Raw genomic sequence first — 19,359 nt, forward strand, 5'->3', positions numbered from 1 at the left:
GTCCCGGATTGATGGGTATCGCTGCGCTCAACCCATCCTACGGATTCAAAGCTCATACTTTTCCACCGCCTGATCGATTGCGCCGAACAGGCTGTGCCCGGCAGCGTCGAACATCTCGATGCGTACCCGATCACCGAACTTGAGGAACGGGGTTTTCGCCTCGCCACTTTCGATGATTTCCAGCATGCGTTTTTCTGCCAGGCAGCTGGAGCCGGCGCTGCGGTCGTAGTTCGATACGGTGCCGGAACCGATGATGGTGCCACTGCCCAGCGGGCGGGTCTTGGCCGCGTGAGCCACCAGGGTCGGGAAGTTGAAAGTCATGTCAACGCCGGCATTCGGCTGGCCGAACAACGCGCCATTGATATGCGAGACCAGCGGCCGATGCACCTTGCCATCGCGCCAGGTGTCGCCCAGCTCATCCGGGGTAATCGCCACCGGCGAGAAGCTCGACGACGGCTTGCTCTGGTAAAAACCGAAGCCCTTGGCCAACTCACCGGGAATCAGGTTACGCAGCGACACATCGTTAACCAGCATCAGCAACTGGATATGCCCGGCGGCCTCGGCAGTGGTTGCGCCCATCGGCACGTCGTCGGTGATCACCGCGATTTCGGCCTCCAGGTCGATGCCCCAAGCCTCGTCGGCCATCTGAATCGGGCTGTGCGGCGGGATAAAGCAGTCGGCGCCGCCCTGGTACATCAGCGGGTCATGCCAGAAGCTTTCCGGAATTTCGGCACCACGCGCCTTACGTACCAGCTCCACATGATTGACGTAGGCGCTGCCGTCGGCCCAGTGATAGGCGCGCGGCAACGGACTGTGGCAGGCCGCCTGATCGAAGGCAAATGCACCTTCTTCCAGACCATCATTCAAATGCTGGTAGACCGCCTCCAGCTTGGGCTTGGCCACCGCCCAGTTATCCAGCGCGGCCTGCAGGGTGGCGGCAATCGCCGGGACTTCGGTGGCGCGGCTTAGATCGCGCGATACCACAACGAGCACGCCGTCGCGGCCTTGCTTCAGTGATGCGAGTTTCATCAGGATTCCTTGCCCGGCGCACGCCAGGAGTTCACATATTCGGGGACATCCACACCAGCGGCGGCTTCGCCGACATCCAAGGCACGGCGGGTATCGATCATCACCGCCACTTCATCGATAAAGGTCGCCGGATCGGTCTGCGCCTTTTTCAGCGCCTTGGGGTGCGGGCCATGAGGGAAGCCACACGGGTGCAAGGTGACCATGCCCTGCTCGATGTTGTCGCGGCTGAAGAAGTTGCCACGGTGATAGAACAGCACTTCGTCGTAGTCGTCGTTGTTGTGATAGAACGGCACCTTCAGCGCGCCGGGGTCGCTTTCCACCGGTCGCGGAGTAAAGGTGCAGATCACAAAGCCATTGGCGACAAAAGTGGTGTGCGCCGAAGGCGGCAGGTGGTAGCGGTGGCTCATCAAGGGGCGAATATCGCGCCAATTGAGCCGTACCACGGTGTTGTCACCATGCCAGCCGACCACATCCAGCGGGTTGTAGGGATAGGTCACTGTGCTGATCTGACCACGGCGCTTGATGCGGATCTGCCAGGTGTTCTCGTCCTGCTGGGCCTTGAAGGCGTCATCGATACGCGGATGATCGAGCACCGCCGGGTCGAAGATCGCTTGCGGGCCAACCAGGCCTTTGTCCGGCAGCTGATAGGCGCCGTCGGTGCTTTCGATCAGCAGCATAAAGGTCGGCTCATCGGCCTCGATGCGCCAAGCTGTACCGCGAGGAATCAGCAAGTAATCACCGTCGCGATAGGTCAGATGGCCGAAATCGCAGTAGAAGTGCCCTGCGCCCTCATGAATAAACAGCAGGTCATCGCCGTCGGCGTTGCGTACCAAATGGCGCATGGCGCCGTGGGTTTTCCACACGCGCAGCTTCACATCGCTGTTATGCAGAGTCAGCGGCGCAGCCAGCGGGCAATCACGCTCGCTGGAAATATCATTGAAGTTGAACGCATGCGGGCGCAGCGGCCCTTCCCAGTCGATCCAACCAGTCGGCGGGTGTTTATGGTGCAGATGCGCCGTGGGGCCGAAGAAGCCCTCGCGGCCCATCTCGCGTTCATAGGTGCCTTCGGGAAAGTCACAGTGCGCCTGACGCGAGTACTCGCCTTCACGCAGGGGAAAACTGATCCAGTTACGGCTCATGGCCGGTATCTCCTAAATACGGCGTTTCGTAGGGTGGGTTAGGCGCAGGCACGATGTTCAAAATCAACCAGGATGCCGGTGCGCCGTAACCCACCCTACGGTTTACCGATCAATCGGCTTTGATCACGCCGCGCTTGATCTGGTCTTCTTCAATCGACTCGAACAACGCCTTGAAATTACCCTCGCCAAAGCCCTGATTACCCTTGCGCTGGATGATTTCGAAGAAGATCGGCCCAATCACCGTGTTGGTGAAAATCTGCAGAAGGATGCCGTCATCACCTGGCGCGCCATCGATCAAAATGCTCAATTCACGCAGCACATCGGTCGGCTCGCCATGCCCGGCCACGCGAGTGTCGACCTTGTCGTAATAGGTGCCTGGGGTGACCATGAAATCCACACCATTGGCGCGCAGCTGGCGCACGGTGGCGTAGATATCCTCGGTACTCAGGGCGATGTGCTGGATGCCTTCACCCTGGTACTCGCGGATAAATTCCTCGATCTGCGACTTGTCGTCGGCTGACTCATTGATCGGGATACGGATCTTGCCGCACGGCGCGGTCATCGCCCGCGACAGCAGACCGGTGAGTTTGCCTTCAATATCGAAGTAGCGAATCTCGCGGAAGTTGGCGATGCGCTCGTAGAAGCCCGACCACACATCCATCTGCCCGCGTTTAACGTTGTGGGTCAGGTGGTCCAGCTCTTTCAGGCCGACCGAGTTGTCGTTTGGCGTGCGGCCTTCGATGTATTCAAAGTCGACGTCGTAAATGCTCTTGTCGCCGTAACGATCGACCAGGTACAGCAAGGAGCCGCCGATACCCTCAACGCAGGGGATATTCAGCTCGCCGAAGTTGGCATGGCTGCCGACCAGTTTGGCGCCCTGGGACTCCACATAGGCCGCCGCCTGGGCGGCGTTCTGCACGCGGAAGGCCATGGCGCAGGCGCTTGGGCCATGCTTCAGACCGAACTCGCGCACATGCCCAGTCGGGCTGCCGTTGAGGACGAAGTTGATGTCGTTCTGCTGGAACAGCCAGACCTCTTTCGAGCGGTGCTTGGCGGTTTCGGTAAAGCCCATGGCGGTGAACAGCTCACGCAGCTGTTGAATGCCTTCCGGGGTCGGTGCGGTGTACTCGACGAACTCAAAGCCGTCGGTGCCAATCGGGTTGTGCTGTTCGATCTTGTTCACGGCGTTCATTGCGCCTCCTCGTTGTTGTTTTGATCAACCGCTGCGACGTCGCGTCGCACGGTGCGGATTGACCTCATAACAACCGAGCGCAGCCCTGCTCACAAGCCGGCCCAGAGCACACTGCTCCAGGCTTACTCATAGCTTTCGGCAAGTTTTTAATACAGCCAGAAAAACAGCGGGAATGCTGACCGAAAGCACCCGCCCCGCGTAACGATAAATTTACAAAGCGGTCGATTTAACTGCCAAGTGCAGGACAGCAGCGCTTCTAACCTATTTGAAACCCACAACAAATCGCGGGCACGGCCCGTACCTACGATTAGGGTGTGTCCGTAGGAGCGGGCAATGCCCGCGGGAAAGTGTTGTTTTCGCTAGGAGCCGTAGGGTTTTGCCCAGCGCAGCTATCAGTGCTGCAGATGGCCGTAGAGCTTGGCGTAGAGCCCACCCTCGGCAATCAATTCTTGGTGGCCGCCGTCTTCGGCGATGCTGCCGCCGTCGAATACCAGCACCCGATCGGCCTGTTTCACCGCGCTCAGGCGGTGAGCGATGATCAGCGTGGTGCGGCCGCGTAGGAACTGGTTGAGGGCTTGGTGCAGGGCATATTCAGTCGCGGCATCCAGCGCCGAGGTAGCTTCATCGAGAATCACCACTTTCGGCTCGGCCAGCACCATCCGCGCAATGGCCAAGCGCTGACGCTGACCGCCAGAGAGGCGTACGCCGGAACGCCCGACAATGCTGTCCAAGCCTTGCGGCAAGGCGCGAATGGTGCCGGCCAGCTGGGCAATTTCCAGTGCACGCCAGCAGAACTCATCACTGCGTTCACGGCCCATGCACAGGTTGGCGCGTACCGTGTCGTTGAACAGTGCAGGATGTTGCAACACCACGGCAACATGCTCACGCACCGTTTCCAGACCGATCTCTTGCTGGCTGCTGCCACCAAAGCGAATGGTCCCAGCCTGCGGCGTATAGAGCCCGAGCAGGAGTTGCACCAAGGTGCTTTTGCCACCGCCGCTGGCGCCGACAATTGCGACCTTCTCCCCTGGCGCGATGCTCAAGTTGAGGTTATTCAGCACTGGCTCATCGTTGTAGGCAAAGGTCAGGCCGCTAACCTCAATGCCCACCGTATCGCGCCCCTTGAACGGGTCAACCTGGCCGGGATACTGCGGCTCATCCTGGCGCGCCAGCAGTTCATTGATCCGGCTTAAGGCGCCGCCGGCGGCATAATAGGCGTATTGCAGGCTGAGCAACTGCTCGACCGGGCCGATCATAAACCACAGGTAACTGAACACTGCGAGCATCTGGCCGATCGACAGGTCGGAAAACAGCACAGTGAGCATGGCCGCCGCGCGGAACACGTCGATACCAAACTGAAACAGCAAGCCACTGGCGCGGTTGGAAGCATCGGTCTTCCATTGCGAGTTCACCGCAAAGTCGCGTACTTCCTTGGCCCGGCCACCGAGGCGGCCGAGGAAAAAGCCCTGACGGTTGCCGGCGCGGATTTCCTGAATGGCTTCCAATGTTTCCGTCAGCGCCTGGGTAAAGCGCGAGGTGCTGTCGTTTTCCAGTTTTTTAAGGTGTTTGACCCGCTTGCCCAACTGCACCGTGGCATAGATCACCAGCGGATTGAACAGCAGAATCAGCAACGCCAGCTGCCAGTGCATCCAAATCAGAATCGCCGAGGTGCCGGCCAGGGTCAGCATGGCCACCAGGAAACGGCTGAGGGTTTCGCCAACGAACTTGTCGAGGGTGTCCAGGTCCGTAACCAGGTGCGTGGTTACGGTACCGCCACCGAGGCTTTCATATTCAGCCAGGGAAATCCGCTTGAGGCGCTCGATCAGGCGAATACGGATGCGGTAAACGATGTCTTTGGAGAGGCGCGCGAACAACCGCGCCTGCAGCACGTTAAACACCAATGCACCGCCGCGCAGGAACAAGGTCAGCACCAGCATCAGGCCGATATAGCCGGCTGCTGTTTCCCAGTCGCTCGGCAGGAAGTTATCCATCACCTTGAGCGCGGCATCGCCGTCGTTGAGCAGCACTTCGTCGACCAGTAAAGGCAGCAGCAGCGGGATCGGCACGCTGCACAGCGTGGCCAAGACCGCGACACAATTGGCCCAGACCAAGGCTTTTTTATGCTGCAGGGCCAGCCGGCGTATTTCTGCCCAGCTCAGGCGATCAAGCATGTTCAACACGCTCCAGCCAGCGCGACAGCAAGGGCTGCAACACATCAAGCGGCTGGTAGCCGTTCGTCAGCAGCGCCAGTTGGCCGTTGCGTTCAGCCAACAGGGTGGGGAAACCGGCAATTCCCAAATCCTGGCTCCAGCTAAAGTCGGCGGCGGTGGCTGCACGCTGCGCGGCGCTGTCGAACGCCTCGGCGAACTCGCTACGTGCAAGCCCAGCACGCTCAGCCAACTCCACCAATACGCTGGCGCGGGTGACATCTACGCCCTCTTTGTAGAACGCGCGCTGAATCAACTGGGCCAACGGCCAGGTCAGTTGCGGGTCAAGATGGCGGGCCGTCACCAAGGCGCGGCAAGCCGGCTCGGTGTCGTACACCAAGCCTTCGGGCAAACCTTCATTAAAATTGAACAGCTGGCCAGTGCTGGCATTCACCGCCTGCCAGTAACCCAGGTAACGCACCCGCGCGGCAGCATCAATGGCAACGCTGTCGCGGCGCAAACCACCGAGTACCAGCTGCAGGCCAACCCCGGACGCAGCGGCCTGCTCGGCGAAGGACTCCAGCACCGGAGCAAACCCCCAGCACCACGAACACATCGGGTCCATCACATACAGCAGGCGTGCATGCATGCTCAGGCCTCGCGCGCTTGGCGATGGTTGTAGCCCAAGGGGTGTGGTTGATTGCGCGCCTTGGCCAGTTCGATTTGACGCTGGCGTTCACGGGCACCGGCGCGGGTTTTCTCCGGCAGCGAATCCCAGCAGTGCGGGCAGCTGACACCTGGGGTGTACAGCTCGGACTGACGATCCGCCACGGAAACCGGCGTGCGGCAGGCGTGGCACTGGTCGTAGTCGCCTTCCGTCAGGTCATGACGCACGGTCACGCGGTTATCGAACACAAAGCAGTCACCCTGCCATTTGGTTTGTTCCTGCGGCACTTCCTCCAGGTACTTGAGGATGCCGCCCTTGAGGTGAAAGACCTCTTCAAAGCCTTCGCCGAGCATGTAGCTGGAGGCTTTCTCGCAGCGGATGCCGCCGGTGCAGAACATCGCGACTTTCTTGTGTTTGGCCGGGTCGAAGTGCGCCTTGATGTACTCGGGGAACTCGCGGAACGACTTGGTTTTTGGGTCTACCGCGCCTTCAAAAGTGCCAATCGACACCTCGTAGTCGTTGCGTGTATCAATCAGCAGTACTTCCGGGTCGCTGATCAGCGCGTTCCAATCTTTGGGCTCAACGTAGGTGCCAACCTTCTGATTCGGGTCGACGCCAGGCACACCGAGGGTGACGATTTCTTTCTTTAACTTGACCTTAGTGCGGTAGAACGGCTGCTCATCGCAATAGGACTCTTTGTGATCGATATCGGCCAGGCGCGCATCCAGGCCAAACCAGGCCAGCAGGCCATCAATACCGGCGCGGCTGCCAGACACGGTGCCGTTAATGCCCTCTTCGGCAATCAGCAACGTGCCCTTGATGCCGTTATCCAGCATGGCTTGCAGCAGCGGCTCACGCAGCTCATGAAAATCTGGCAGGGAAACGAATTTATACAGCGCGGCGACAACGATCTTGTCAGTCATGGGTATGTCCTTCAGTAGTCGCCCACGTAAAGGGCGGACTGGGATAGATAAAATTACCGCAAGCAATTGTTCACCTTGCTTCGCGGCGAGTTACAACGTGACCGCCAGGTGCAGCGGTGCACAAACAAATACGCCGGCGCTAGGCCGGCGGGGCGACAGTTTACTGTCCTTGAGGAACGCCGTGTAGAGGCGAATTGCCTCAGTGGCCGCCTTTGCAGGTGGGAGAGGCAGGTGCCACGCCCTGCTGCGACCATTCATCCGGGGTGTAGGTGTGCAGCGCCAGAGCATGAATCTGCCCCATCAACTCACCCAGGCAGGCATACGTCTTCTGGTGGCGTTTAACCGCATTCAGCCCCGCAAACTGCTCGCTGACGACCACGGCTTTGTAGTGGGTTTCCAGGCCACGGCTGTGCATGTGGCTTTCATCCAGCACTTCAAGGTGTTGGGGCTGCAGAGCCTGTAAAGCTTCCTGCAACAGATCGATCTTCGGCATCACGGGGCTCACTCAGGGCTTCTTAGGGGTTAGTTTTGTGGTCATTTCTGCCAGCAATTGATTGACCTTGGGCACTGCTGCTTCCAGCTTGCTCTGAGTCAATTGCGCCGACTGCGCCGTCAACGTAGGCATCTGCTCCAGCACTTTCTTGCCCAGCGGCGATTCGTAGAAGCGGATCAGGTCTTGCATTTCCTGCTCGTTGAACGTGCGGGTGTAGAGCTTGACCATGTCCGGCTTGAGTTTGTCCCAGCCCACGGCCTGTTCAAGGGCCGTATTGGCCTGAGCCTGATAGGTTTCCAGTACGGCCTTTTCACTTTGCGGGGCATTGCTCTCGGCAAAACGCTGGGCAAACATCTGCTGCACCTGCGCATACACCGGCACCGCCAGCTTGTCGGCACGCGCCAATAACAGGAAGCGCTCGGCATCCGCGGCATGGCTCTTGGCATCGGCGAAAACCTGTGCGCTACCGCACGTCAGCAATAAGGCAGCACAAAAGGCGGGTAAACGTGACATGTACTACTCCTGAACATGAAGAGCCCTGTTTGACTCAATTGACGGCATTTTGTGCCCAAGCGCTTGTCCTACTCAAGCATGGACGGCGGCCCAAGCAATTCACGCTACAACTGTGCACTGGCGCACAGCCTGCTTAAAGGCCAAAATGCCAGTAATTGTCGCGCTGACACGCACCGGCGCATGCTCGGTGGATTGTCCCGCAAGATTCAACATGCCCACGCCCGTAAAGGCCAAGCATTCGCACACACATGGACGTGCCCAATGAACAGCCTCACCCTGCCTGAGCCTTTCGCCGCCCTCGCGCTATGCGACAGCCGCGGTCAGCTCAACCCTCAAGCGATTGGTTGGTCACCCCGGCCCATGGTTGATTGCGCCATCCCCGGCCATTTTGGTCGGCGCAAGCGCTGGAACCACTGGTGCATCACCACACCGCACTGGATGCTGTCTTTTACCCAGGCCGACCTCGACTACCTGGGTTATGCCGCCGCTTATTTTCTTGACCTGGAAACCGGTCAGGCCGCCGCTTTCAGCCAATTCCACCTGCTCGGTCGCGGCCATGATCTGCCAGACCAACCGCAGAAAAGTCACGCGTTCAACCACCCTCACCTGCAATTACGTGTCGCTGAACAAGCGGGTCGCAGCTGCATTACCATCAATGCCTCGAGCATTGGCGGTCAGCCGTTGCAGGTTGATCTGGATGTCCAACGTCCGGCTCACCTCGACTCAGTCAACCTGGTCGCCCCGCTGGGCCCGAAGTGCTTCCATGCCACCAGCCGTCATCTTGGCCTGCCCTGCAGCGGCAGCGTGCGCTTGGGTAAACAGCAGTACAGCTGTCCCACCGGGCAAAGTTTTGCCTCGCTGGACTTCGGTAGTGGCGTCTGGCCGCTCAACAGCCACTGGACCCGCGCCGCCTTCGCTGCGCCAGGCGGCATTGCCGGCAACTTTGGTTCGGGCTGGACGGACTACAGCGGCCTGTCGGAAAACACCCTGTGGTTTGGCGGCGAACTGCAACATCTGGATATTCCCATCACCATCACCCAGTCACCGCATAGCTCGCTGGCGCCCTGGCAGCTGCGTAGCCCGGATAACAGCGTTAACTTGACCTTTACCCCACGCCAACGCCATAAGGCCTACCGCCGGCTAGGACCGTTTTATGCCGATACGCGGCAGTGGTTCGGCCATTTCGACGGGGTCTTGCATGGCCCGCAAGGCGAGCGCGTGCCCGTCCAAAATGCCCTTGGCTGGCTTGGCGACACTCGCGCACGCTGGTAGAAGAGCCTCAATGTTGAACCTCTGCGCCTAGTGAGCGACCTAAGCTGAGATAAGGCCGTGCCAGGCAATGGCCCGGCCATCCTTAATGCTGCATGCGCCACAATCAGGAGAGCCGCCATGAGCCGCACTGAAACCGACAGCCTGGGCCCGATTGAAGTACCGGATGAGGCTTACTGGGGCGCACAGACCCAGCGTTCATTGATCAACTTTGCAATCAGTCAGGAGCGCATGCCGTTGCCGGTGGTGCATGCCCTGGCGCTGATCAAAAAGGCTGCGGCACGCGTCAACCAACGTATTGGCGAGTTACCCGCCGACCTGGCCAGGCTGATCGAGCAAGCCGCCGACGAGGTGCTGACCGGTCAACACGATGGGCAATTCCCGCTCATGGTCTGGCAGACCGGCAGCGGCACGCAGAGCAATATGAACGTCAATGAAGTCATCGCTGGGCGAGCCAATGAGCTGGCCGGTAATGGCCGTGGCGGCAAGTCACCCGTGCACCCCAACGACCATGTCAATCGTGCACAAAGCTCCAACGACAGCTTCCCTACCGCCATGCATATCGCCGCTGCGCAGGCCGTGCAGCAGCAACTGTTGCCGGCCATCCGTGAGTTGCGTGAAGGCCTGCAGGAACAGGCCGAGCGCCATGCCCATCTGCTCAAGACGGGGCGCACGCACATGATGGACGCCACGCCGATGACCTTCGGCCAGGAGCTGTCGGCCTTTGTCGCCCAACTGGGTTACGCCGAACGGGCCATTCAGGTCGCCCTGCCCGCCGTCTGCGAGCTGGCCCAAGGCGGCACGGCCGTGGGCACCGGACTGAATTCGCCGCAAGGCTTTGCCGAAGCCATGGCCGCCGAACTGGGCCCACTGAGCGGCCTGCCACTGGTCAGCGCACCCAATAAATTTGCCGCCCTGGCGGGCCATGAGCCGCTGGTAACGTTGTCGGGCGCGTTGAAAACCCTCGCCGTGGTGCTGATGAAACTGGCCAACGACTTACGTTTATTGGGCTCCGGGCCGCGTGCAGGGATTGCCGAAGTCCGCCTGCCGGCCAATGAGCCTGGCAGCTCGATCATGCCGGGCAAGGTCAACCCAACCCAGTGTGAGGCACTGTCGATGCTGGCCTGCCAGGTGCTGGGTAACGACACCACCATTGCCTTTGCCGCGAGCCAGGGGCATCTGCAGCTAAACGTGTTTAAACCGGTGATCATTCACAACCTGCTGCAATCGGTACGCTTGCTGGCCGACGGCTGCCATAACTTTCAGCAGCATTGCATCGCCGGTCTGCAGCCGGATGCCACGCGCATGGCCGAGCACCTGGAACGCGGCCTGATGCTGGTCACCGCGCTCAACCCGCATATCGGTTACGACAAAGCAGCGCAAATCGCCAAACAGGCCTACCAGAACGGCACCACCCTGCGTGAAGCGGCGTTGCAACTGGGCTACCTGAGCAATGAGCAATTCGACGCCTGGGTGCGCCCGGAAAACATGCTGGAGGCCGGTCAACATGAGTGACGCAGCAAAGAGCGGTGCAACGCCCCTGGAAGGTGACGGCAAGCGCATCCTGATGATTCTCGGCACGCCGAAAAACAGCAGCCTGTGCCATGCATTAGGTGAAGCCTATGCCCAGGGCGCTCGCAGCAAAGGCCACGTGGTGCGCCAGTTGAAACTGGGGGAAATGAACTATGACCCGGTGCTGCGCGATGGCTACGAACAAAGCCAGCAACTGGAACCCGACCTGCTGGAAGCGCAGCGGCAGATTCATTGGGCCGAACACTTGGTATTCGTCTACCCGGTTTGGTGGGGCGGTATTCCGGCGCTGCTCAAAGGCTTTTTTGACCGCACCTTTCTGCCCGGCTTTGCCTTTAAGTACCGCAACCGCTCGCAACGCTGGGACAAACTGCTAAGCGGCCGCACCGCGGACCTGCTGGTGACCATGGACACCCCGCCTTGGTACTTCCGCTGGATCTATGGCGCGCCCGGGCATCGACAAATGACCCGTACCATTCTCGGTTTCAGCGGCATCAAAACCCGCCGCCTGGCCGAATTCGCTCCGGTACGTCCCTCCAGCGAAGAACAACGCCAGAGTTGGTTACGCCGTGCGGAAGCACTGGGCGTGCGCGCTTAAACCGATCAAGCCAGCGCGGCCAAGCGCGCCTTCCGAGCGCGCCAACCCGCCAGTAGCGAAGGCCCGAGCGCAGTTAGCGCCGAACCCATTACCACCAACACCGCGCCAGCGTAAGCCAACCAGTTGATCTGCTCCGGCTGCACATATTCAGGCCACCAACTGGCTGCCAGCGCCACCGAGATAAACGTCACCAACGGCGTAATGGCCAGCGCCGCGCTAACCCGCGAGGCCTCCCAATGGGCCAGCGCCTCGGCAAATGCGCCATAGGCCACCAGGGTATTCAGGCAGCAGGCCAACAGCAGCCAACCCTGCAGCGGGCTCAACTCCAGCGCCTGCAGTGGATGCGCCCAGGGGGTTAACAGCAAGGCGCACGCCAGATAAATCACCATCATCACCTGCAGCGAGTTCCACACCGTCAGTAACTGCTTTTGCGCCAGGCCATAAAACGCCCACACAAAGGCGGCCAGCAACACGGTCAATACGCCGGTGGTGTAAGCCGTCAGCGAGTTCAACAGCTCATCCAGACGCTGATTAAAGAACAAGGCAAAACCAACCAGCAGGACCAGCAAGCCAAGCCCCTGGCCCAGGCTGAAGCGCTCGCGAAAGACGAACAAACTGCTTATCAGCAACAAAATCGGCGCCACCTGAATCACCAGCTGAGTGGTGCCAGGGCTGAGCAAATTAAGGCCAACGAGGTACAGCACATAGTTGGCCGTCAAGCCGGCGATCGCCAGCAACAGCAACCATGCACCCTTTTTGCCCAGCGGGCGGAACGCCGGCAAGCGCCTACTGGCGGCCAAATAAGCCAGCAGAATAGAGCCAGACACCAGCAGGCGAAACCAGGTCACCGTAACCGGGTCCATGACCTGTAGCACTTGCTTGAGTTTGATCGGCAGAACGCCCCACAACACGGCGGTCAGCAACGCGAGAAACAGACCGTAGAGCCAACGACCAGAAGAAATATGCATACCGGTTCCGCAATCAACGCCTCAACCTTTGCCCAGTGCAGGTTACAACGGCGAACGTACAGTTTAGAGCGACTGCCCTAACCGGCACAGCTACAGCGAAGTGCCAGCAAAAAGCGTAACTGTACTGATAGCCGAACAACATCAGGCCAGCGAATTGGCGCCAAAACTCACCAAAAGCACGTAAAACCCTGCAAATAACCTGCAAAAACGACCATCCATCGTTAACTCAGATAGATGATCCGGTGAGGTTTAGACTCCATTTAGCAACTTATTCTTGCGGGAGTTCATCTATGTTCGGTCAACGCGCTATCGATCACAGCCCTGGCACTCACTATCGCAGCGAGCGTGTCAGCGCGGTCAACGGCCAATACTTCTTCTCCACCCGCGAGGGGTCATTGGAAGGGCCCTATTTCACGCGAACGGATGCGGAGCGTGAGATTGCTTTCTACATTCGCCGGATGATCCAGGCGAACGAGATCATCGAGAGCCGTGCGTTCTGAGTCATCGCACCCTATAAACAAAAAACCGCGATCACTCGCGGTTTTTTGTGGGTTCACGCAGATGCTGATCAGCGCACCGCTTCAAACAGCCCTGTTGCCCCCATACCGCCACCCACGCACATGGTGACGATGCCGTAACGCAGGTTGCGCCGCTGCAACTCACGCACCAGATGGCCGACTTGGCGCGAGCCAGTCATGCCAAACGGATGACCGATGGAGATGGAGCCGCCATTAACGTTGTACTTGGCGTTGTCAATCCCCAGACGGTCACGCGCGTACAGACACTGCGAGGCGAACGCCTCATTGAGTTCCCACAGGTCAATATCGGCAATGCTCAGCCCCTTGGCCTTGAGCAGCTTGGGCACCGAGAACACCGGGCCAATGCCCATTTCATCCGGCTCACAGCCCGCAGCAACAAAGCCGCGGAAAAACGCCAGTGGTTTGAGGCCCAGTTCAAGGGCTTTTTCCAGGCTCATGACCAGGGTCATCGACGCCCCGTCGGACAGCTGCGAGGCATTGCCCGCGGTGACCGAACCGTCATCGGCGAACACCGGCTTGAGCGCGGCCAGGCTTTCCAGAGTGGTGTCGGCGCGATTGCAGTCATCATGGGCGACGATGCCATCAACAATGCTCTTTTCACCGCTGGCTTTGTCCTCGACCTGATACTTGACGTGCATCGGCACGATTTCATCGTCAAACAAACCTTCAGCCTGAGCTCGCGCGGTGCGCTGCTGACTTTGCAAGGCGTAGGCGTCCTGCGCCTCACGGCTGACGTTGTAACGGCGCGCGACGATCTCGGCGGTCTGGCCCATGGGGTAATAGATACCTGGCACGTCTTTTTGCAGCACCGGGTTGAACAGGTTCTGCGTGTTCATGCTTTTCAGGGTCATGGTGATCGACTCGACACCACCGGCCACGATCACATCGCTGCAACCGGACGCCACCTGATTGGCCGCAATTGCAATGGCCTGCAGACCCGAGGAGCAATAACGGTTGAGGGTCATGCCGGCGACATTGATGCCCAGCCCCGACAGCACGGCGACGTTACGGCCGATGTTCATGCCCTGCGCGCCTTCGTTGGAGCCGGCGCCGACGATGCAGTCGTCCACTAAGGCTGGATCGATGCCAGTGCGCGCCAGCAGTGCATTGACGCAATGGGCCGCCATGTCGTCTGGACGGGTCAGATTGAACTTGCCGCGAAAAGACTTAGCCAAACCAGTCCGTACGCTGTCAACGATCACCACTTCACGCATGCTGCACCTCATTGTCATCGGGTTAAGTTGCCAATGAGAATAAGACCGAAAAATCTCGCAGGGCGATGATCATTCATCAGGCGTATGCGCAACCATCCTCTAGCGCTGACGCGCAGCCACTCAGTGCTTGTCGAACGCGGCCTCGAGCGCCTCGTTAATGGTGCGCAGCACTTTGATCCGGGCAAAGCGCTTGTCATTGGCCTCCACCAGCGTCCACGGGGCAATTTCCGTGCTGGTGCGGTCGACCATATCGCCCACTGCATCGCGGTACAGCGGCCACTTCTCGCGGTTGCGCCAATCATCTTCGGTGATCTTGAAGCGTTTGAAGGGGATCTGCTCGCGGGCTTTGAAGCGCTCTAACTGGGTTTGCTGATCAATCGACAACCAGAACTTCACCAGCACCACGCCGGCTTCGCTGAGCTGCTCTTCAAAGTCATTGATCTCGCCATAGGCACGTAACCAGTCGCCTGGTTCACAGAAGCCTTCGACCCGTTCCACCAGCACCCGGCCGTACCAGGAGCGGTCGAACAGGGTGAACTTGCCGCGCGCAGGAATATGCCGCCAGAAACGCCAGAGATACGGCTGTGCACGCTCCTCCTCGGTTGGTGCGGCCACCGGCACGATACGGTACTGGCGTGGATCGAGCGCGCCAATCACCCGGCGAATCGCCCCGCCCTTGCCGGCAGCATCGTTGCCTTCAAACACCGCGATCAGCGAATGCCGACGCATGCGCTTGTCACGCATCAAACTAGAGAGCCGCGCCTGCTCACTGATCAACTGCTCGGAGTACGCGTCCTTGTCCAAGGCCTGGGTCATGTCCAGGCTATCCAGCAGCCCGTGCTCCCCCAGACTTGAGGTCAGCGGTGCCGAATGGGGATGAGGCAGCGGCCGGCTCTTTGCCTTCAGCGCGGCTTGTAAGCCATCAAGCAGAATGCGCCCGACAGTCAAGCTGCGGTAATACTCATCCACGCCCTCCACCACATACCAGGGTGCGTAATCGCGGCTGGTCCGGCGCAAGATGCGCTCACCAACGCGCACAAATTTGTCGTAGGTTTTCGATTGCTGCCAGTCCAGCGGGCTGATCCGCCAGCTGTGCAACGGATCATCCTGCAGCGCTTTAAGGCGCGCCTTCATATGCTGCTTGGACAGGTGAAACCAGAACTTGAAGATCAGCGTGCCTTCATCACAGAGCATGCGCTCCATGCCCAGCGTGGTGTCGATGGCTTGATCGAGCACCGCATTCTTGATGCGCTTATGCACGCGTCCTTGCAGCATCTGGCTGTACCAATTGCCAAAAAACACGCCGATGCGCCCCTTGGGCGGCAGTTGTCGCCAGTAGCGCCAGGCCGACGGACGCGCCAGTTCCTCATCGGTCTGCTGGTCGAAGGTGCTGACCTGAATCAGTCGAGGGTCCATCCACTCGTTGAGCAGCTTGACCGTCTCACCCTTGCCCGCCCCTTCAACCCCATTGATCAGGATGAGGACGGCAAAGCGTCCTTGCTGCTGCAGCTCGTACTGCGCCTCCAGCAGCGCCTCGCGAAGGGCTGGTGCCTCAGCGTCGAAGGTGTCTTTATCGATGCAGCGGCCAATCTCGGCAGATTCGAACATGCTTCACTCCCTGACAATATCGCTTGAGCCTAGCGGATAAGCCGTGCCTTGGCTGGCCAAGCACGCGCCCCTTGCGGCTAACGCCGAGTAATCAGCCCTTGCTTGGCCACGCGCGTCAGCTGGCGCACAGTCTCTTCCAGCTGCGCCGCCGTCGGCGCCTGGATCACCGCCATGTCGAAGTGATTGCTGGCAAAGCGCGCCAAGGATTCACCATCGTGAACAAAATTGATCAGAAAGGTACGCGGCCCCGCCCAGCGCTTTGGCCAGCCGTCGAGGTAACGCAGCAGTGTTGGCTGGTGGCTGCCGCCAAGCAGGATTTTTGGATTGCGTTGCACCAGCCCAGAGGTGATTGGGGCCAGGCGAATAAGCGGTTGGGGACAGGTCATGGTGTGTCTCCGCCTCATTGGATCCGCTGGGCAGCGGTGAGAGGCGACACCGAACCAGCGCTTTAGCGGTATTTCGAAGCCTCTGTGGAGTACTTCTTAGGGTTGTGCTGTGAGCAAGCAACCCGGCGCCCCGCAAGTAGCTGTTTAAATCGGCGCATTGGTTGGCATCCTAGAGAAGCCCGCGTAAAGCTGTCAATACACAGCATCAAGCCCGCGTAGCCAGTTGGCCGTTCAGTCAGGGGGAATTCACCTCGCGCGGCTTGAAGTGGCATGCAAGGCGCAGCCCCACAGCACACTATTGAGGCCTCGCGACGCCCTTGCAACGTTACGCTGCGTAACAACCCCCTCCACTAACACGCGGCTAAAAGCGGCAAAAATCAGACAAAACACCTGAAATAGAGCGCTAAAGACCACTCTGCCTACTACTGGCATGCTTTCTGCCCATAACCCTCAGCTGATGTACACGCCGCAGGATCGGCGTTTTGCCTGCATGGATTGCCTTGAACAGCCCGATCAACCCTAGCGAGAGCCCCCATGAACAACAATAAGACTCTGCTCGCCCTTTGCCTCGGCGCCGGTTTACTGGCCTCTGGCAACACCCAGGCCTTCTGGTTTGGCTCCTCCGGTTACACGCAAACCAAATACCCGGTCGTCCTGGCCCATGGCATGCTCGGTTTCGACAGCCTGCTCGGTGTCGACTACTGGTACGGCATTCCAGGCGCGCTGCGTCGCGACGGGGCCAGCGTGTACATCACCGAGGTCAGCCAACTAAACACCTCCGAAGCGCGCGGCGAAGAACTGCTGGCACAGGTAGAGGAGATTGTCGCCATCAGCGGCAAGCCCAAGGTCAACCTGATCGGGCATAGCCATGGTGGGCCAACCATTCGCTATGTCGCCGCCGTCAGCCCTAACCTGATTGCCTCAGCCACCAGTGTCGGCGCACCGCATAAGGGCTCTGCAACTGCCGACTTTATCCGTCAGGTGCCGCCCGGCTCGGCCGGTGAAGCCTTGCTCGCGGGCATCGTCAATGGCCTCGGCACGTTGATCAACTTCCTTTCTGGCAGCTCTAGCACCAGCCCGCAAAACGCCTTGGGCTCATTGGAATCACTCAACAGCCAAGGTGCCGCGCGTTTCAACGCCAAGTTCCCGCAAGGCATTCCAACCACCGCCTGCGGTGAAGGCGCTTACAGCGTAGGCGGCGTGCGCTACTACTCCTGGAGCGGGACTAGCCCGGTGACCAACATCATCGACCCGAGTGACCTGCTGCTGGGTGCCACCGCGCTGACCTTCAACGGCGAAGCCAACGATGGTCTGGTCGGCCGCTGCAGCTCGCACATGGGTAAGGTGATTCGCGACAACTACCGGATGAACCACCTCGATGAGGTCAACCAGACGCTGGGGCTAACCAGCTTGTTCGAGACCGACCCGGTCACGGTCTATCGGCAACATGCCAACCGTCTGAAAAACGACGGCCTGTAATAGATGAGCCAGGGGCTGCAATCCGCCCCTGGCGTCTCTACAACCACCGTCTAAAGAGTGCCTGTGAAAAAAATCCTGCTGCTATCCCCGCTGCTGTTCGCCTTATGCCTGGCACTGGTGCTTTACCTGCAACCACTGGAAACACCTGCCCAGCTCAGCCGCAACACATTATCCGCCTCAGAACCCGCAACAACACAGCCCACTGCGCCGCCGCAAAAGCAGCTGAATAGCGCGGTTGGCCCCTTGAAAAACCTGCCTGCCTCGTTCGGGGGCACAACGGTGGATGGCACCTTTCGTTTGGATGCCGATGGCAACCTGCTCATCAGCGAAGACATTCGACGGATATTCGACTATTTCCTCGCCGCCGCAGGCGAAGAGCCGCTGCGCACCAGTGTCGAGCGATTGCGTGCCTACATTGCCGCGCAGCTGCCGGCCAATGCCCGGGGGCAGGCGCTGGCCCTGCTCAACCAATACCTCGACTACAAACGCGAACTGGTGCTGCTCGAGCGCGACCTGCCACAGTCGGCCAACCTGGAAGCCCTGCGCCAGCGCGAGGCTGCGGTGCAGGCCCTACGGGCACGTATCTTTGATACTCAAACCCAGCAAGCGTTCTTTGCCCGGGAAACGGCCTACAACCAGTTCACCCTGCAGCGCCTGGCCATCCTGCATAACACGCAGTTGAACGATGCTGGTAAAGCCGCCGCTGTCGACCAACTGCGCAACAGCCTGCCTGCCGAGATGCAAGACACGGTATTGCCACAACTGCAGAACGATCTGCGCCAGCAGACGGCTCAATTAAAGGCTGCCGGTGCCAAACCCGAACAAATTCGCCAACTGCGTCAGCAGCTGGTGGGGGCCGAAGCCACTCAGCGCCTGGAAGCACTCGATCAACAGCGCAAAACCTGGAAAAAACGCATCGCTCAGTACCGCCGCGACAAAGCCACCATCGAGAACAATACCGGCCTAAGCGACAGTGACAAACGCAGTGCCATTGCCCAACTGGTCATAGAAAACTTCAACGAGCGTGAACAACTGCGTTTGGAAGCCGCCGAACAGCTGGCAACGCAGAATACGTCCCAACCCTAAAACGCTAAAAGCCCACCGAAGTGGGCTTTTAGCAGGCTGCTGCCGAATCGTTTAACGCTTAACCAGCGATGCGCTTGTCCAGCGACAGCTTGCCAGCACCTTCAAGCAGAATCGCCACACTGATGGCCAGCAGCGCCAGAGCGAACTCATAGCCGTTGTTGCTCATAAAAAAGCCATTGGCCAGGTGCACCGTAGCAATCGCCACCACCATGGTCACTGCCAACACAGCAGCCGCAGGGCGCGCTAATAGACCGATGACCAAGGCCAGGCCGCCGAAGAACTCTGCACTGCCTGCCATCAGCGCCAGCAGGTAGCCCGGGGCCAGGCCGATACTTTCCATCCACTGGCCTACACCTTCGAGGCCATAACCGCCAAACCAGCCAAACAGCTTCTGTGCGCCGTGAGCGGCAAAAGTCAGGCCAGCGATAATGCGCAGCACGGTCAGGCCGTAGCCCGCTTGAGTAGCAACAACAGATTTAATCAGCGTGTTCATATGCAGCGGTCCTTGTAGTGAGGAGTTGATGGCGTGCAGACTAAACAAATTTACTAATACTTAAAGCGGATAAAATCGCTACAAAC

At 59.5% G+C, this 19,359-nt stretch carries 19 protein-coding genes; 6 read left to right on the forward strand and 13 right to left on the reverse strand.

The genetic code is table 11. The annotated features are described in order from the left end of the window. Positions 1–45 precede the first annotated feature (45 nt). From SOP97_RS06690 to SOP97_RS06725, 8 genes are all read right to left on the reverse strand, one after another. Positions 46–1,029, reverse strand: a complete 984-nt coding sequence (locus SOP97_RS06690) for a fumarylacetoacetate hydrolase family protein (RefSeq protein WP_274088573.1) — start codon at positions 1,027–1,029, stop codon at positions 46–48. Continuing rightward, a complete protein-coding gene (locus SOP97_RS06695) occupies positions 1,029–2,168 on the reverse strand; it encodes a homogentisate 1,2-dioxygenase (RefSeq protein ID WP_274088574.1) in 1,140 nt (379 codons plus the stop codon). The genes SOP97_RS06690 and SOP97_RS06695 overlap by 1 nt, the downstream gene beginning before the upstream one ends. A gap of 109 nt (positions 2,169–2,277) precedes the next feature. Then, positions 2,278–3,360: a 4-hydroxyphenylpyruvate dioxygenase gene (gene hppD / locus SOP97_RS06700; RefSeq protein WP_322948700.1), complete on the reverse strand. Its 1,083-nt coding sequence runs from the start codon at positions 3,358–3,360 to the stop codon at positions 2,278–2,280. A 392-nt stretch (positions 3,361–3,752) separates the two neighbouring features. Beyond that, the gene (locus SOP97_RS06705) at positions 3,753–5,531 is read right to left on the reverse strand and encodes an ABC transporter ATP-binding protein (RefSeq protein WP_274088576.1); all 1,779 of its coding nucleotides are present in this window, start codon (positions 5,529–5,531) and stop codon (positions 3,753–3,755) included. Next, positions 5,524–6,156, reverse strand: coding sequence for a DsbA family protein (locus tag SOP97_RS06710; RefSeq protein ID WP_322948701.1), 633 nt, complete (start codon positions 6,154–6,156; stop codon positions 5,524–5,526). The genes SOP97_RS06705 and SOP97_RS06710 overlap by 8 nt, the downstream gene beginning before the upstream one ends. A gap of 2 nt (positions 6,157–6,158) precedes the next feature. Then, positions 6,159–7,097, reverse strand: coding sequence for an oxygen-dependent tRNA uridine(34) hydroxylase TrhO (trhO, locus tag SOP97_RS06715; RefSeq protein WP_322948702.1), 939 nt, complete (start codon positions 7,095–7,097; stop codon positions 6,159–6,161). 199 nt (positions 7,098–7,296) lie between these two features. Then, positions 7,297–7,590 carry a BolA family protein gene (locus SOP97_RS06720; protein WP_274088579.1) on the reverse strand — a complete coding sequence of 98 codons (294 nt, stop codon included), beginning with the start codon at positions 7,588–7,590 and terminating at the stop codon, positions 7,297–7,299. 12 nt (positions 7,591–7,602) lie between these two features. Beyond that, positions 7,603–8,103 carry a DUF2059 domain-containing protein gene (locus SOP97_RS06725; RefSeq protein ID WP_274088580.1) on the reverse strand — a complete coding sequence of 167 codons (501 nt, stop codon included), beginning with the start codon at positions 8,101–8,103 and terminating at the stop codon, positions 7,603–7,605. 261 nt (positions 8,104–8,364) lie between these two features. On the opposite strand from SOP97_RS06725, the gene SOP97_RS06730 reads away from it, so the two are divergent. The 3 genes from SOP97_RS06730 to SOP97_RS06740 all read left to right on the forward strand — a co-directional run bounded on the left by SOP97_RS06730 (position 8,365) and on the right by SOP97_RS06740 (position 11,500). Next, a complete protein-coding gene (locus SOP97_RS06730) occupies positions 8,365–9,375 on the forward strand; it encodes a DUF2804 domain-containing protein (protein ID WP_322948703.1) in 1,011 nt (336 codons plus the stop codon). Positions 9,376–9,492: 117 nt separating this feature from the next. Then, the gene (locus tag SOP97_RS06735; protein ID WP_322948704.1) at positions 9,493–10,887 is read left to right on the forward strand and encodes a class II fumarate hydratase; all 1,395 of its coding nucleotides are present in this window, start codon (positions 9,493–9,495) and stop codon (positions 10,885–10,887) included. Beyond that, the gene (locus SOP97_RS06740) at positions 10,880–11,500 is read left to right on the forward strand and encodes an NAD(P)H-dependent oxidoreductase (RefSeq protein ID WP_274088583.1); all 621 of its coding nucleotides are present in this window, start codon (positions 10,880–10,882) and stop codon (positions 11,498–11,500) included. Before SOP97_RS06735 ends, SOP97_RS06740 begins: the two co-directional genes overlap by 8 nt. Before the next feature lie 5 nt (positions 11,501–11,505). On the opposite strand, the gene SOP97_RS06745 is transcribed toward SOP97_RS06740, so the two are convergent. After that, positions 11,506–12,468: a DMT family transporter gene (locus SOP97_RS06745; protein ID WP_322948705.1), complete on the reverse strand. Its 963-nt coding sequence runs from the start codon at positions 12,466–12,468 to the stop codon at positions 11,506–11,508. Positions 12,469–12,758: 290 nt separating this feature from the next. On the opposite strand from SOP97_RS06745, the gene SOP97_RS06750 reads away from it, so the two are divergent. Further along, a complete protein-coding gene (locus SOP97_RS06750) occupies positions 12,759–12,968 on the forward strand; it encodes a DUF6316 family protein (RefSeq protein ID WP_322948706.1) in 210 nt (69 codons plus the stop codon). A gap of 68 nt (positions 12,969–13,036) precedes the next feature. On the opposite strand, the gene SOP97_RS06755 is transcribed toward SOP97_RS06750, so the two are convergent. The 3 genes from SOP97_RS06755 to SOP97_RS06765 form a co-directional block, all read right to left on the reverse strand. Further along, positions 13,037–14,221 (reverse strand): thiolase family protein, encoded by a 1,185-nt coding sequence (locus SOP97_RS06755; RefSeq protein ID WP_274088586.1) that lies wholly within the window; start codon positions 14,219–14,221, stop codon positions 13,037–13,039. A 120-nt stretch (positions 14,222–14,341) separates the two neighbouring features. Next, positions 14,342–15,829: a polyphosphate:AMP phosphotransferase gene (gene pap / locus SOP97_RS06760; RefSeq protein WP_322948707.1), complete on the reverse strand. Its 1,488-nt coding sequence runs from the start codon at positions 15,827–15,829 to the stop codon at positions 14,342–14,344. 77 nt (positions 15,830–15,906) lie between these two features. Then, on the reverse strand, positions 15,907–16,215 hold the full coding sequence (locus SOP97_RS06765; protein WP_322948708.1) for a class I SAM-dependent methyltransferase: 309 nt from the start codon (positions 16,213–16,215) through the stop codon (positions 15,907–15,909). 534 nt (positions 16,216–16,749) lie between these two features. On the opposite strand from SOP97_RS06765, the gene SOP97_RS06770 reads away from it, so the two are divergent. Together SOP97_RS06770 and SOP97_RS06775 are read left to right on the forward strand one after the other, a co-directional pair. After that, positions 16,750–17,694: a triacylglycerol lipase gene (locus SOP97_RS06770; protein WP_322948709.1), complete on the forward strand. Its 945-nt coding sequence runs from the start codon at positions 16,750–16,752 to the stop codon at positions 17,692–17,694. 63 nt (positions 17,695–17,757) lie between these two features. Next, a complete protein-coding gene (locus SOP97_RS06775; RefSeq protein WP_322948710.1) occupies positions 17,758–18,780 on the forward strand; it encodes a lipase secretion chaperone in 1,023 nt (340 codons plus the stop codon). 58 nt (positions 18,781–18,838) lie between these two features. On the opposite strand, the gene SOP97_RS06780 is transcribed toward SOP97_RS06775, so the two are convergent. Then, a complete protein-coding gene (locus tag SOP97_RS06780) occupies positions 18,839–19,273 on the reverse strand; it encodes a DoxX family protein (protein ID WP_322948711.1) in 435 nt (144 codons plus the stop codon). Positions 19,274–19,359 lie beyond the last annotated feature (86 nt).

The sequence above is a fragment of the Pseudomonas spirodelae genome, from assembly GCF_034653255.1.
GTDB lineage: Bacteria > Pseudomonadota > Gammaproteobacteria > Pseudomonadales > Pseudomonadaceae > Aquipseudomonas > Aquipseudomonas spirodelae.